The following is a 14,312-nucleotide window of genomic DNA, read 5'->3' as shown; positions in this document are numbered from 1 at the left end:
AGGCACGAATCGGAAATCTAAGATCGGTTCTTTTGGCGCGGTGGTGGTCGCCGCTCGCGTTGCGGCGCGACCCCATGAATCGCAAACAGAAAGGTGAATAATGATTGATTTGAAAGGCAAACGTGCGTTGGTCACGGGTGGGGCACGGGGCATCGGCTCGGCAATCGCGTTGGCGCTGGCGGAGAATGGCGCCGATGTGGCCTTCACCTACCAGATTTCAGTCGGCAAGGCCAAAGCCGTAGCCGATACCATCGAAGCTCAGGGCCGTCGCGCCGCCGCCATTCAAGCGGACAGCGCCGACCCGCAGGCTATCGCGCGCTCGGTCGAGCAGGCTGTCGCGGCGTTGGGTGGGCTGGACATTCTGGTGAACAGCGCGGCCATCGGCCTTAACGGCATGATCGCCGACATCGACGTGGCCGAGTACCAGGCGCTGATGGACATCAACGTGCGAGCCCCGGTGCTGTTTGCCAAAGCGGTCATTCCGCATCTTGGCGCCGGGGGACGGATCATTTCGATTGGCTCCGGGCTGGCGGAGCGGGTGCCGTTTCCGGGCGTGACCGCTTATGCAATGTCGAAGTCGGCGCTGCTGTCGTTCACTCGTGGTCTTTCGCGCGAACTCGGCCCGCAAGGTATCACCGTCAACCTGGTACTGCCGGGATCGGTCGACACCGACGCCAACCCGGCCGATGGCCCGTCCGCTGACTTCCAGCGCAGCCTGTCGTCCCTGGGGCGTTTCGGCGAGCCTCACGAGGTGGCGAGCGCGGTGGTTTACCTGGCCAGTCCCGCCGCGAGCCTGATCACCGGCGCGATCCTGTCCGTGGACGGCGGCGCGCTCGCCTGATCGATCCTCACCGTTGAAAACGTTCTCTTGCTCTGGCGGCCGGCCAGCGTCGTTGCCGTATCTGGAAGACTGAAGCCATTGGATATTGAAGATCTTCACACATTTATCGAGGTGGCCGATGCGGGCGGCATTTCCCCCGCGGCACGCCGCCTGGGCGTCGCGAAATCAGTGATCAGCCGCCGGCTGGCGCGTCTGGAAACGCAACTGGGCGCGCAACTCATGGCCCGCACCACCCGTGGTGCCGCCGTCACTGAGGCGGGCGAGGCGCTGCGAGAATACGCGGCACGGATCGTTGCTGACGCCGAAGGGGCGAGGGAGGCGATTCACCCGGCGGGTGACCTTCGTGGCCGGTTCCGGATTGCTGCGCCGATCTCGTACGGCCCGACCCATATCGCGCCCGTGCTGGCGTGCATGGCGCGCCGTCATCCGCTGCTGCACATTCACACCAACTACAGCGATCAAATGGTCGATCTGGTGGGCGAGGGGTACGACTGCGCCATTCGGGTCGGGCATCTGCGCAATTCCAATCTGATCGCCAAACGTGTGGGCAGCATCTACGGCAAGCTGGTGGCCAGTCCGTGCTACGTGCAAACCCACGGCGCACCGGAGACACCCGACGACCTGGCCGATCATCAATCGCTGATGCAGGGCACGGAAAGCTGGCGGTTTCTGGACGGCGACAACCCCATCACTGTGCACCCGCGAGGGCGCTTCAAGGCCGACAACCCTGCGGCACTGGCGGCGGCGGCCGTTGAAGGCCTGGGTCTGGGATACCTGTCTGACAGTGTCACCGATGAACTGATCAAGGACGGCGCCCTGGTGCCGGTCATGGTTCGATACCCGCCACTGCCCGCCGGTATCTACGTGGTTCGGCCACAGAGTCGGCATCCAACGATCAAGGTTCGCGTGTTGACGGAGATGTTGGCCGAATGGCTGGGGCATACCCAGTAGCGCAGTATCAGCGCTTGGGCGTTGCTTGATCGGCGACACAGCTAACCGCTGAATGCGACTACCGTATTGAGCTCTGCCATAGCAAAGTACCCCGCTTTAGACGTCGTCGAACGGGATCAGGTATGAGCCACAACGAATTCCCGGAACCGTTGCCGAGGGCTGTCGATCGCCCGATGGACGACAGTGGTCGAGCCATTCAAAAAGTTTCTGCGCAGACGGCGGGACTTGGTGGTGGAATACCGATCAACCGCATCATGCCATCGCGCCAGCGACGCAAGATTGGGAGGTTGGCCAAGCACTGGTCGACTGGAATGCCGATCAAGTGCGACGGTTCGGTGAGCTTGAAGGTTATATCGGTGAGCGCCTGTCTCCACCTGAGCTTCCTTGGTGATCGCGTTGCGTCAAGCAGGTGACAAGCCATTGATGAAGATCGCGATGGTTTCGGCGGCCAGGTGTTCTTTTTCTGCCTTCGAAGGGCGCTTGGCCAGCCCGAGCAAACAACGCAGTTGCAAGTCGCCGGTCAGCGCGTCGAGGAAAATTTTCGCCCGTGTGTTGGCATCCCCAGGGATAATCAGTCCGGTCTCTTCAGCCCAGGTGAAATACTCGGCCAGACACCCATACGCCGCCCCGGGTGCGGCGTCGAAGAATGACCGCGCCGCATCAGGTGCCCGTAGCGCTTCGGCGACGATCAGGCGGTGCAGGGCGATGGTGCGAGGCGCCAGCAACACGTCCAGGAAAACCTTGGAAAGGGTCGACAGGGCTTCCTTCAGTGGTTTGTGCTTGAGGTCCATGTCAAACAGCGGGCTGACGTGCTCCGCACAGAGCTGCTCGATAATCGCCGAAAACAAGCCTTCCTTGCCGCCGAAGTAGCTGTAGATCGTGCTCTTCGATCCCCCGGTTTTTACAATGAGCCCGTCAACGCTGACGCCTGAGTATCCGTCCCTGAGAAACATGTCAGTCGCCACTTTGAGAATGCTCTGACGTTTTGCTGCCTGTCGTGGGGTAGGGCTTTCCATAGGGTTCGCGGTTTCCTTGGAACACGGTGAAATTCACCACAGCCTACGCCGCTCCGTGTGGGCGTTCCAGCGCTACAGCGCGCCATTGTCGCGATGGGTTGGCAAAGAAAACCGAAAACATCGATTTGGAACCTCTTGACCGACCCGTCGGGCAATCTCATCGAGCATTTCACTGACGGTGGCCTGTTCAATCAGGACTCGCCAGCAGGCGTTACCCAAGCCAGTGACGACAGCTTTTACCAATGGGGCCGCCGATGTCGGTGGAGTAAACTGAACCCTCCTGGCGGTGCCAGAAACGGAGTAGGCGACATGCTTGAGCAACAGGTACGAGAGCAGATTCAAGCCCTTGAAGAGCGCCGCCGTCAGGCGATGATCGAGCGCGACATGGACTTCTTAGAGGCCATCTACAGTGACGACCTCACCTACAGTCATTCCGACGGCGAGAGCGATAGCAAGAGCAGTTATCTTCAGGGAATGCGCGCGGGCATTTGGTGCTACCAACATTTCGACAGTCATCAGGAGCGTATCCGCCTGGTCGGCGGTTGCGCGGTCATGACAGGGTTGATCGCCATGGATGTGGTGATTCGTGACGAGCCCAAGCTGTTGAGTTCGCGTTACATCAGCGTCTGGCGAGAAAGCGCGACGGGTTGGCAAATGATGGCTTGGCAATCCACTCGCTACGCCAGGGAATAGCGGCAGGCTGAAGCTCAACTTGCCAGCTTGGCATCCAGGCGACCCGGCAGTGGCACTGCGGCGAAATGAGGGTCCTCGCCGAAATACTCGATCAGCAGTTCGGTGAGCATCCTGATCTTGCGTGCCGGATGCTGGCCGGGCGGGCGGACCACGTAAGCACCCGCGGTCGGTGGTGGATAGCGGGTCATGATCGGAATCAGTGCACCCGAGGCAAGATGATCGACAATGAGGCATTCGGGCAAGCACGCGATACCCAGTCCCGCAGTGGCGGCGGCGACCAGGGCGGTACCGTTGTCGGCTTTGAAGCGACCTTGCGGGCGGACCGAGACGTTATTTTCGCCGTCCATGAACTGCCAGGCTTCGGTGCTCTGCATCAGGGCCTGATGGTCAATGATCTGATCCGGCGTCTCAGGCGACCCGTGAGCCTCGATGTAGGCCGGGCTGGCGACGAGTTTCGCGTAGATCGGACCGATGCGTCGGGCGATCAAGGTTGAATCCCGAAGATGCCCGACCCGAATCGCACAATCGTAGCCTTCGGCGATGAGGTCGACGAAACGATCAGTGTAGTAGGTGTGGATGGAGAGCCCAGGATGACGTCGCGCCATTTCCGCAAGCACGGGGGCGAAATGGGTCAGGCCGAACGACAGTGGCAGCGCAACGCGCAAGCAGCCGCGCAGGGGCCCGGTGGGCAGAATCGTTTCTCGGGCGATGTCGATCTCGGCGCAGACCCTGGCGGCATAGTCGCGGAAGGTGATGCCGGCTTCCGTCAGCGCCGCACCCCGGGTGGTGCGCGACAGCAACTGAACCCCAAGGTCGGTTTCCAGCCTGATCAGTCGGCGACTGACGATGGACTTGGGCACCCCGAGCCGCAGCGCGGCCGGCGAAACGCCGCCGGCATCGGCGACTTCAATGAACGTCTGTAACTCTTCGATATTCATCCAGCCGTTCCCCGTTGTGCGACACAGCTTGCCAGATATTGATGCTACTGGCGCCACAAACGGTACGGTACAGTACAGTACATCTGCGAGGCAAGGTGTCACTGAGGCTTGTCTCTCAGGAGTTCACCCCGCTCAAACACATGCTCAGTGGGCGTGACGGCCGTGTCCTGAGGTCGATCGCCGCTGGTTTTATCACCACGAAAAGGACCTATTCATGACAAGCGAAGTTATCCGCAATCCGCAGACTGACCAACTCCTGACCCCTGAAAACTCGCTGCTGATCATCATCGATTATCAGCCGATTCAGGTTTCTTCGATCCGCTCGATGCCACGCGACGAACTGGTGTTCAACATCACCAGCGTGGCCAAGGCAGCGCTGAACTATAAGCTGCCGATCATCCACTCGACGGTCAACGTCGCCACCGGCCGCAACAAGCCGCCGATTCAGGAACTGCAAGAAGTGCTCGGTCACTTGCCGACCTACGACCGCACTTCGATCAATAGCTGGGAAGACACCGAATTCAAGCAAGCTGTCAAAGCACTTGGGCGCAAGAAACTGATCATCACCGCGCTGTGGACCGAAGCGTGCCTCGCGTTCCCGGTGCTTGATGCGATCCAGGAAGGCTACGAAGTCTACATCCCGGTCGATGCAGTCGGCGGCACCTCGCTCGCCGCGCACGAAGCCGCGTTGCGCCGGATGGAACAGGCCGGTGCCAAACTCATCAGCCGCGTGCAGTTGTACTGCGAGTTGCAGCGCGACTGGGCGCGTGAAGCCACCGTACCTGGCTTCATGGGCGTGTTCGAAAACTTCGACGGCTTCAATGCTGAAAAAGCCTTGGAGACGTCGGGCAAGTAAGCCTGAGTAAAAGGCCATTCGTGGCTGCGTGCTGTTGCTCCCAATTTCCGACCTGAGTCTGGCATTCCCTCAGGTCGGTTTTTTTTGAGTTATTCCGACACGAACGCATGGCCTGACTCAAGAGGGCGTGCTACCGCCCGCATGTGATATATATTTGCCCATTGCTGTTCGGCATAACACTTGCAGCCGTTGAGACCACCTCGCGCCAGCCTCGCCAACGGATACTGTCCATGGACATCCCCCCAAGATTCATCATTCATGAAACGCCCCACTGGATCCTCAACCACCACATGTCGAGCAAGTTGCCCGGCTATTTGGTGCTAGGGACCAAACATCCGGTGCGCGCGTTGTTCGATCTTCCAGCCAGCGCGTTGGCCGAGCTGGGCGTGATACTCGCCAGTGTGCAGAAAAAACTGCAAACGGAGCTGGATCCGAAGTGGCTCTACATCAGCCGCTTCGGCCACGATCCTCGTTTCCCGGTGCATTTCCATTTCATTCCGGTGTATCACTGGGTCGAAGAATTGTTCTGGCAGAATGACCGTTATCGGCTCCTCAGGGACCTCGGGGCCGTCGATGCTCAATCAGCGTGCGACGGCGCGGAATTGACGCTTTTCGTTTGGCGCGAGTTCGGTGAAAAGCCGGAGGCGCCAAACGTCCAAGGGCCGTCGATCGAGCAAATCATTGACCACCTGCGCCTGCTGTTCAAACAGGAATGCTAGGGTTTTGCAATGGCGCCGAACCCTTCCGACCCGGCGATCGGTGTCCAATTGAGCAAGGGGGTGAGGTAGTGCAATTCGAAGCGTCGCGACAGGAAGCGCCATTGCCCGTCGCGGCGTGCAAAGCTGTCGTGGTAGAGACCACTGACTTGCACCGGGCCTTTCTCGATGTCATGAAACAGGCAGTCAGCCGCCACGGTCGCCGTGGCGCTCTCACCGTCGATGTCAATCAAGGGATTGGCCATCCAATGGTGCATATGTGGCATCTGCTGCCAGCTGTTATCAGCCATCCGCATAATATCTTCGCGGCTTGCGGCACTTCCAAACCCGGGCAGATCCAGCGTTGCATCGGCGTGCCAGATACCGTGCAGCAATCCGGAATCCATGCGATCAAACGCATTGGCGTAAGCCGAGATCAGCGACTCGATCGCTGCGCGACTTTCCAGCGCATCCAGGCGCGCGAGCACGGTTTCGATGTTCATGGCGTTGTCCCTCGTTGAGTTAATTTGCTTGGGCGGGGTTTGCTCCAGTGGCACGCTGGCGAAGGCCGACCAGTCCTTGTCTCCCAGCCCCTGTTCGACCGCTGCAATCATTCGGGATCGCACCACGCCGGCAGCGGGCAACGGCAGCCTTTTGGGGGCGGCCGCATCGAGTGCGAGATTGATGTCCTTGAGGCCCAGGGACAGCTTGAACCCCGGTTCATAACTGGCGTTCACAATGTTCTGCCCGTAGCGTTGATAGCTCGGGCAGGCAAACAGTGTCTGGGTTACGACTTCGATGAATGCCGCCGGCTGCAGCCCGTAGCTCTGCGCCAAGGCACTGGCTTCGGCGAGCGACTCGATTGCCTGGGTGATCATCATGTTGCCGGCGATTTTTGCGATACAGGCCTGAGCAGGGTGGGTGCCCAGCCGCCAGGTCTTTTTTCCCAGCAGATCGAGAAGCGGCTGGGCCATTGCGATGGCCTCGTCAGGCCCCGCCGCCAGAATATTCAGCTCCCCGTTGGCCGCTACTGCGGGCACGCCAAACACCGGCGCGGCGATCATTGCCCGGCCCATACTGCCGACACCGATAAACCCGATATTCATCTTCTGCCTCGCTACTGAGTACGCCAAAAAGCTGGAACCAGTGTGCGAGCAGGGGAGGAGTTGCGGGAGTGTCGTTGCTGCAACTTCGGCGTTCAGTTTTGTACGAGGTGCGCCCAGTCGCAGGTTCAGGCGTCGAGCTGAACTGCTGTCGAAGCCTGGCTATCGACTCGCAGCGCATCCCATAACCCCATGACTTGCGTCACCCCCGCGTCGATCTTCTCCAGAGGCTCTGCGTCCCGCGCCAGTACCGAAATACCCAGCAGAAAACTGTCGAACACCGTCGCCAATGCTTGCGGCTCAACGGTAGCCGGCAGCTCCTCGGCGGCAATGGCGCGCTCGACACAGGCCACAATCCCGGCACGGTTAGTGGCCCGTGCCTGAGCGAGCGGCTCAGAGATGGCCTTGCTCTCATCGGTACAGGCGCTCATCAGCCCCAGCGCCACCAGGCAGCCTTTGGGATGGCCGGATTCACATTGCATCCGGGCTGAGCGGCGCAAGGTCAGTTCGATCGCATCTCTTGGGGGCAGGGTGGTATCGAACAGGCTGTCGGTCACGCGGCCGTGGGTGTCGAGATAGCGCTGCATCACTTCACTGAACAGCGCCTGCTTGGAGCCAAAAGCCGCATAAAAACTCGGCGCCGTGATGCCTCCACCGATACTCGCCTTCAGCTGGCTGAGCGATGCGGCGTCGTAGCCATGCTCCCAAAACACGTGCATTGCCTGAGTGACCGCCACGTCTCGGTCGAAACTGCGTGGGCGTCCCATCTGTGCCATATCGGCCTCCTCTCGAGTCATTCGATACTAATCGATACATAAGTCGTTGACCAGAGCAGGTCGTATCCCTATATTCATACCGATCAGTATATTAGTCGGGTGACGAATGACTACAGATGAGCCGCAGGGCGAAAAACTTCCGCTGGGGGCATTGCTGGCATTGGCGATGACCGGTTTTATTTGCATCGTGACCGAGACCCTGCCGGCAGGTTTATTGCCCCAGATTGGCAGTGGCCTGGGAATCTCCGCGTCGCTGGCGGGGCAGATGGTGACGGTGTATGCCTTGGGGTCGTTGCTGGCGGCCATCCCGCTGACCATCGCCACACAGAGCTGGCGTCGCAGGACAGTTTTGATGCTGACGATCGTCGGCTTTCTGGTGTTCAATTCCATCACCGCGTTCTCCTCCAACTACGGCTTGACCCTGGTCGCGCGGTTTTTCGCCGGGGTGTCGGCGGGGTTGGCCTGGAGCCTGATCGCAGGCTACGCACGACGCATGGTCGCCCCTCATATGCAGGGCCGCGCATTGGCGGTGGCGATGGTGGGAACGCCCATCGCGTTGTCACTGGGCGTGCCGTTGGGCACCTGGCTGGGCGGCTTCATGGGTTGGCGCATGGCGTTCGGATTGATGTCCGGACTGACTCTGGCATTGATCGTCTGGGTGCTGATCAAAGTGCCGGACTACCCGGGGCAAACATCGTCACAGCGACTGCCGCTGCGCGAGGTGTTTTTCACCCCTGGTGTACGCTCGGTGCTGGGTGTCGTGTTCACCTGGATGCTGGCGCACAACATTCTTTATACCTACGTCGCGCCGTTTATTTCCGAGGCTGGGCTGAGCAGTCGGGTGGATTTGGTACTGCTCGTATTCGGTGCCGCGGCGCTGGCGGGTATCTGGCTGACCGGGCGGCTGGTGGATCGGCATCTGCGCTCGACGGTGCTAATCAGCCTTGCAACCTTCGCCGCTGTCTCGCTGTTCCTCGGCGTGTTCTCCGGCTCCGCCCTGGCGATTTACGCCGGCGTATTCATCTGGGGGCTGACCTTCGGGGGCGCGGCCACGCTGCTGCAAACAGCCCTCGCCGACGCCGCCGGCAAGGGCGCCGACGTGGCGCTTTCCATGAACGTGGTGGTCTGGAACAGTGCGATCGCCGGCGGTGGGTTGCTGGGGGGCGTGGTACTCGGTCAATGGGGCGTGCGCGCGTTCCCAAGCTTACTGGTGGCGCTGTTGCTGATCAGCCTGGCCATTGCCGTTCGAGCACGGCCGCATGGTTTCCCCCAAGGCCACAGGCGTGCTGCTCAGGTGGTGGTTGGTCATTGAGGTTGGGTCAGTCCTGATGCTCAATCTGATGAAGGCGCGACATCGAATGATTAAACGGGAGCTGCCAAAGGCGCATAACTTCGGGCATATAACTTATTGCCCAGCACCTTGAGGATCACGTTGCGCACCGGTCCCGGTAATGTCCGCATCTTGTCCCGGGCCACGCATTGTTTCTGCACCCAATCAATCCGGTTCCGGCGCCGGGCGGCGTAGGTCGCCAGCGCCGCGTCCGGGTGGCTGGCGCAAGCAATCGCATCGGCCAGCACCAGCGCATCCTCGAAAGCCATTCCGGCGTTCTGCGCCATGCTCGGGGAGGATGCGTGCGCGGCATCGCCGATCAGCACCACACGACCTTTGACCCACTCATCCATCACCACGTGTTCGATCTTGCCGAAGTGCACATAGGTGTCCTCCGGCTTGTTCGCGATCAGCGGAACCACCGGCCCGGTGAAATCCCTGAACAACACCGTGAGCGAGGTCTGAGCGTTCATCTTCGGCACATCCTTTTCCGCCAGCGCCATGTCACCGTAGACATACACGTCCTGAGCGCTTACCGGGATGGCCAGCAGGGTCTTGCCCTTACCGAGCATGGCCGTCCAGCTGTCGATGGCGCTGGTGTTGCGCGTGATGAAACGCCAACTGACGTTGCCCACGTATTGTGGTTTAGCCGTGGGGAACAACAAACCGCGCACGGTGGAAGCGATGCCATCGGCACCGATCACGATGTCATAGGTGGAAGTCGAACCGTCGGAGAAGCTCACTTCACTGCCCTTGGGCAACACTTGAATGCCCTCGACAGCCACGCCGAAATGCAAATGGGTGCGCTGCAATGCCTGACGCAGAATGCCATGCACCGTCACGCGCGGCAGCGAAAGGCAGGGGCCGCAGTCTGCCCAGACGTCCGGGGTGCGGGTCACAGACAATGGCCGGCCCAGATGATCAAGAATGCGCTGGGTGGGAATGAAGGCAGCGACCTCGGCGACTCGCTTCAGCAGGCCAAGTTGATCCAGCGCGCGCCCAGCATTGCCCGGCAGGAACAGCCCCGAGTCGCCCGACGCCTGGTCCGGCCGGCGCTCTACCAACTCGGGTTGGTAACCCTTGAGTTCCAACGCTTTCGCCACGGCAAAACCGGCAATCCCGCCGCCGACAATCAGAATTCTCATCATTCATGCTCTCGATTATTTTTTTGCTGCCCGTACAACACGTCAGGAGCGCGATTTATTCCCGAGGCAGCAATGCGCAGGCATGCAGATGACGGCGTGTCCGATCATTGCCCCCATTGACTCCAGACCCAGGCTTGCACGGCCGCTTAGATCGAATACGCCGCCCGAATCGCCTCGACGGCACGCTCACCGATCACCACGCACGGCGCCATGGTATTGCCGCTGGTGACATGGGGCATGATCGAGGCATCGGCGATGCGCAAGCCTTCGACGCCGTACACCCGCAGTTGCCCGTCGACCACCGACATCTCATCGCAGCCCATCTTCGCCGTGCCGCACTGGTGCCAATAGGTGACAGCAGCGTTGCGCGCGTAGTGTTCCAAGGCGCGGGCGTCTGAAGTGCCCGGCAGGCTTTCGCCTTTCACCAAGTCTTTGAAGGAGGCTTGGGCGCCGAGCTCCTGGACAAACCGGATGTTCTCCAGCGCGCAGCGCAGATCGGCCGGATGGGACAAGGTGTTGGGCGCAATGATCGGCGCATCCAGCGGGTTCGGGCCGCTGAGGGTGATCTGCCCGCGGCTTTGCGGATGGGCGAGGCCGGCAAACATGGTCCAGCCATGTGTCGGCACGCCGAGTGCGGCGGTCTGCGCGCTCGGCACCGGGAACTCGACCTGGCAATGGAACATGTCGGGCAAGCGCAGGGCGCTGTCGCTGCTCCAGTAGAGCGTCGCTTCCGAGCCGCCATAGCCGATCGGTTGCGGGGTTTCGTACTCGAAAATCACCGCGAAAGACACATGATCCTGGTGGTTGGCGCCGACACCGGGAAGGTGCTGGACCACTGGAATGGCGTGGCGACGCAGCTCCTCCTCGGGGCCCAGGCCCGACTGCATCAGCACCTTTGGCGTGTTGATGGCGCCCAGCGACAGCACCACTTCGCGCTCGGCGAAATAGCGTTGCACTTGCCCGTCGCGGAGGGTTTCCACGCCCACCACCCGTTGGCCTTCAAACAGCAATCGGCTGACCAGCGTGTCCGTCAGGATCGTCAGGTTGGCCTGGCCTCGGCGCGGCTTTACGTAAGCCCGGTAGAGGGAATGGCGCTGGCCATTCTTGACGATAAGATCGTTGATCGCCGCACCGCCTCGGCCCTCCATCATCACGCCATTCGGGTTGTCGTAGGTCGGCAATCCCATCTCGGCGGCGGCGCTGATCATGGCCGCCGCAATGGGTTGCGCCTCACGTGCAGGGGCGACGTGCACCGGTCCGCCGCTGCCTCGGCGTGCCGGATCGGGGCTGCCCCAGTAGTCTTCGACACGCTGGTAAATCTTCAGGACCGATGCGTAATTCCAGGCCGGATCATCGCTCTCTGCGGCGAAGTCTTCCCAATCGTTCTTATGGCCACGAGCCCACACCATGACATTGACGCTCGATCCGCCGCCCAGGCCCCGACCCATGTTCAGCGGGATTTCCCGACCGTTGAGATGCGGGTTGGCCGCGCCGGAAAAATTCCAGTCGCGTTTGCCGCCCAGGTTCAGCGGCCAGTTGGCCGGTTCCAGCACATGGGGATGCTCGTCGTCGCCACCGGCCTCAATCAGCAGTACACGTACTTCGGGGTTTTCCGCCAATCGACCGGCGACCACTGAACCGCTGGTGCCTGCGCCGCAGACAATGAAATCAAAATGGCTGTTTTGCCGATCAGCAGTGGAAGTCATCGTCCGATCTCCAGCAACTGCGCGGCTTTGGAGATGACCACCGTTCCGGTGAACGTTGAATTTTGCGGTACGACACACATGACATTGTCTCTCTTGGATTCGCTGTTGGACGTCGCCTGAGGCCGACTCAAGGCATCGATGTGCCGGCGAATCTCGCCTGCGGGGAATGAGTGGGAAGGGCTGGGAAAAAGGTTCCGTGACCACGGGGCGGACACCGCCACCGACGGATGCCAGGATTTTTTCAGGCAGATGCAGAGCAGCTCCAATCAAGGAGCTGCTCTGCATCCGGAGTCGTGCGCTGGCGTTACTGACCCTTTTGCACGGCCTGAATGATCACCTTGGCGACGTCCGCAGGCCGGGATTGCTGCGGCACATGGCTGGCGTCGATTTCGCTGGTCTGGGCGCCGATTTTCTTGGCGAAGGCGCGCTGCAGATCTGGCTGGATCATGCGGTCTTCCTTGGCCACGATGTACCAGGATGGCTTGCCTTTCCACGCGGCGGCGCTGGTTTTGTCGTCGAAGGCCGAGGCCCGGATCGGCCCTTGGGTCGCGGTCATCACGGCGGTTTGCTCGGCCGTCAGATCCTGGGCGAAGCCGGTGGCCATGCCTTGGGCAGTCATGTACAGGAAGCCGTTTTTGTCAGCGGCGATGTCTTTCACGCCGGACGGCGCAGGGTAGTCCTTGCCCAGATCTTTACTGGCCTGGCCGGCGTCCGGGGCGAAGGCAGCCACGTACACCAGGCTGCGGACTTTCTTGTCGGTGCCGGCCTGGCTGATCACCGTGCCGCCCCACGAATGCCCGACCAGCACCACGTCGGAGTCCTGGTTGTTCAGTACGCGTTGAGTCGCGGCCACATCGTCAGCGAGGGAGGTCAGCGGGTTTTGCACCACCGTGACCTTGATGCCTTCAGCCTGCAACAGCGGGACAACCTTGGCCCAGTCGGAGCCGTCGGCGAAGGCGCCGTGGACGATGACCACGGAGGGCTGCGCAGAGGCGGCATGGCTCGCGCCGACGAAGGCCGAGCAGGTGACAGCGAGGGCGAGGGCGAGAGCCTTGGGTTTGAACATGATGCGATCTCCGGTAGGGGGTGAGCGCAGTTTCAGTGTTCTTCGGTGGCTCAGGTATCGGTCATTTATCCGAGTCTCGGTGATCGGCGCGGATTTTGCGGGGTCGCGTAATAGTGCATGCAGGGGGATTGGCACTTTTAGTGCGTTGATAGGTCATTTTGCGCAATAAAATTATTATTGAAACGAATAAGAGAATTTATCGATTGTTTTGAGACCGATCTTTGCAACACGTATTAAACGGTTTTTTCTTAATATGGACGTCACCAAGCAGGCGAAAAACCAGCGCCTGGACATCCACCCATCAAGGAGTGCCGTCATGAACACCAATACTTTCATCAGCAATGCCAGCGGCAGTCCACTGTCCGAGCGCGAAACCCAGATCCTGCGGTCCATCAGCACCGGCGGCAGCAACAAAGACGTCGCGCGCCAACTGGGCATCAGCCCAAGCACCGTGCGCACCCACGTCGAAAGCGTGTTCCGCAAACTGCAATGCTCCACCCGCGCGGCAGCCACGGTGAAAGCCCTGACCCAAGGCTTTATCTGAGCGGACCGCTACAGCGGGATTCGCGGCGTCGACAGCACCTGGCGCAAGCCCATGAACGAGCGAATCTGCCGCACCCCTGGCAGGTACAGCAGTTGCTCGGCGTGCAGGCGGTTGAAGCTGTGGCTGTCCTTGGTGCGCAGCAACATGAAGTAGTCGAATTCGCCGGTGACCACATGGCATTCCATGCACGCGGTGACCTTCTGCGCGGCGGCTTCGAACGCAGCAAACGACTCGGGCGTCGAGCGATCGAGTACGACGCCGATCAGCACCACCATGCCAGCGTCCAGCGCCTCGTTGTCGAGCAGGGCGACGATGCCGCGAATCAGGCCGGCTTGCTTGAGCCGTTCGACGCGGCGCAGGCAGGCCGGGGCGCTGAGCTTCACTTTGTCCGCGAGCGCGACGTTGGAGATCGAGGCATCCACTTGCAGGTGCTTGAGGATGGCGCGGTCGGTGCGATCCAGCACCAGAGGCTCTGCGGCGGCTGCTCCTGACTTCTTTTGGTTATTTATTGTGACCATGGCCAGATCCACATAATTAAGTAATGGTTTTTGTTGATTGGATAAAACAATAGTTCGTTTTTGTCGTGAAACTTGCAACACAAGATTTCGTTTTATTTCTTAGTATTGATCCGGTCGAAGCCCGGCCAATCGAG

Annotated in this window: 14 protein-coding genes and 1 pseudogene; 7 read left to right on the top strand and 8 right to left on the bottom strand. The window is 60.6% G+C overall.

Annotation, left to right across the window (positions count from 1 at the left end; genetic code table 11):
- Nucleotides 1–100 precede the first annotated feature (100 nt).
- Both RG836_RS13570 and RG836_RS13565 read left to right on the top strand, forming a co-directional pair.
- The gene (locus tag RG836_RS13570) at nt 101–841 is read left to right on the top strand and encodes an SDR family NAD(P)-dependent oxidoreductase (protein ID WP_310846122.1); all 741 of its coding nucleotides are present in this window, start codon (nt 101–103) and stop codon (nt 839–841) included.
- Nucleotides 842–919: 78 nt separating this feature from the next.
- Nucleotides 920–1,792 (top strand): LysR family transcriptional regulator, encoded by an 873-nt coding sequence (locus RG836_RS13565; RefSeq protein WP_310846120.1) that lies wholly within the window; start codon nt 920–922, stop codon nt 1,790–1,792.
- Between the two features lie 401 nt (nt 1,793–2,193).
- Here the strand turns inward: RG836_RS13565 and RG836_RS13560 are convergent, their stop codons facing one another.
- Entirely contained in the window at nt 2,194–2,808 is a 615-nt protein-coding gene (locus RG836_RS13560; protein ID WP_310846118.1) for a TetR/AcrR family transcriptional regulator, read from the bottom strand.
- A 135-nt stretch (nt 2,809–2,943) separates the two neighbouring features.
- On the opposite strand from RG836_RS13560, the gene RG836_RS13555 reads away from it, so the two are divergent.
- On the top strand, nt 2,944–3,501 hold the full coding sequence (locus RG836_RS13555) for a DUF4440 domain-containing protein (protein WP_310846115.1): 558 nt from the start codon (nt 2,944–2,946) through the stop codon (nt 3,499–3,501).
- A 14-nt stretch (nt 3,502–3,515) separates the two neighbouring features.
- Here the strand turns inward: RG836_RS13555 and RG836_RS13550 are convergent, their stop codons facing one another.
- Nucleotides 3,516–4,439, bottom strand: a complete 924-nt coding sequence (locus RG836_RS13550) for a LysR family transcriptional regulator (RefSeq protein ID WP_310846113.1) — start codon at nt 4,437–4,439, stop codon at nt 3,516–3,518.
- A 214-nt stretch (nt 4,440–4,653) separates the two neighbouring features.
- On the opposite strand from RG836_RS13550, the gene RG836_RS13545 reads away from it, so the two are divergent.
- Nucleotides 4,654–5,295 carry a hydrolase gene (locus tag RG836_RS13545; RefSeq protein WP_310846111.1) on the top strand — a complete coding sequence of 214 codons (642 nt, stop codon included), beginning with the start codon at nt 4,654–4,656 and terminating at the stop codon, nt 5,293–5,295.
- A gap of 230 nt (nt 5,296–5,525) precedes the next feature.
- Nucleotides 5,526–6,014 carry an HIT family protein gene (locus tag RG836_RS13540; RefSeq protein ID WP_310846108.1) on the top strand — a complete coding sequence of 163 codons (489 nt, stop codon included), beginning with the start codon at nt 5,526–5,528 and terminating at the stop codon, nt 6,012–6,014.
- Here RG836_RS13540 and RG836_RS13535 read toward each other — a convergent pair.
- Both RG836_RS13535 and RG836_RS13530 read right to left on the bottom strand, forming a co-directional pair.
- Nucleotides 6,011–7,096, bottom strand: coding sequence for a nuclear transport factor 2 family protein (locus RG836_RS13535; RefSeq protein ID WP_310846105.1), 1,086 nt, complete (start codon nt 7,094–7,096; stop codon nt 6,011–6,013). The two genes, RG836_RS13540 and RG836_RS13535, sit on opposite strands and share 4 nt — an antisense overlap.
- A gap of 125 nt (nt 7,097–7,221) precedes the next feature.
- A complete protein-coding gene (locus RG836_RS13530) occupies nt 7,222–7,869 on the bottom strand; it encodes a TetR/AcrR family transcriptional regulator (RefSeq protein ID WP_310846102.1) in 648 nt (215 codons plus the stop codon).
- Between the two features lie 106 nt (nt 7,870–7,975).
- Between RG836_RS13530 and RG836_RS13525 the strand changes: the two genes are divergently transcribed.
- Nucleotides 7,976–9,181: an MFS transporter gene (locus tag RG836_RS13525; protein WP_310846099.1), complete on the top strand. Its 1,206-nt coding sequence runs from the start codon at nt 7,976–7,978 to the stop codon at nt 9,179–9,181.
- A gap of 50 nt (nt 9,182–9,231) precedes the next feature.
- On the opposite strand, the gene RG836_RS13520 is transcribed toward RG836_RS13525, so the two are convergent.
- The 3 genes from RG836_RS13520 to RG836_RS13510 all read right to left on the bottom strand — a co-directional run bounded on the left by RG836_RS13520 (nt 9,232) and on the right by RG836_RS13510 (nt 13,116).
- A complete protein-coding gene (locus RG836_RS13520) occupies nt 9,232–10,347 on the bottom strand; it encodes an FAD-dependent monooxygenase (protein WP_310846096.1) in 1,116 nt (371 codons plus the stop codon).
- A gap of 143 nt (nt 10,348–10,490) precedes the next feature.
- Nucleotides 10,491–12,050: a GMC family oxidoreductase gene (locus RG836_RS13515; protein ID WP_310846094.1), complete on the bottom strand. Its 1,560-nt coding sequence runs from the start codon at nt 12,048–12,050 to the stop codon at nt 10,491–10,493.
- A gap of 304 nt (nt 12,051–12,354) precedes the next feature.
- Nucleotides 12,355–13,116 (bottom strand): alpha/beta hydrolase, encoded by a 762-nt coding sequence (locus tag RG836_RS13510; protein WP_310846092.1) that lies wholly within the window; start codon nt 13,114–13,116, stop codon nt 12,355–12,357.
- Nucleotides 13,117–13,471: 355 nt separating this feature from the next.
- Here RG836_RS13510 and RG836_RS13505 point away from each other — a divergent pair.
- Nucleotides 13,472–13,660: pseudogene (locus tag RG836_RS13505) on the top strand (response regulator transcription factor); the annotation flags it as partial.
- A gap of 8 nt (nt 13,661–13,668) precedes the next feature.
- Here RG836_RS13505 and RG836_RS13500 read toward each other — a convergent pair.
- Nucleotides 13,669–14,178 carry an Lrp/AsnC family transcriptional regulator gene (locus RG836_RS13500; RefSeq protein WP_310846090.1) on the bottom strand — a complete coding sequence of 170 codons (510 nt, stop codon included), beginning with the start codon at nt 14,176–14,178 and terminating at the stop codon, nt 13,669–13,671.
- Between the last annotated feature and the right edge of the window lie 134 nt (nt 14,179–14,312).

Origin of the sequence: Pseudomonas rhizozeae, from assembly GCF_031583775.1 — a bacterium.
Classification (GTDB): Bacteria; Pseudomonadota; Gammaproteobacteria; order Pseudomonadales; family Pseudomonadaceae; genus Aquipseudomonas.
This window is presented reverse-complemented; position numbering and strand designations above follow the sequence as displayed.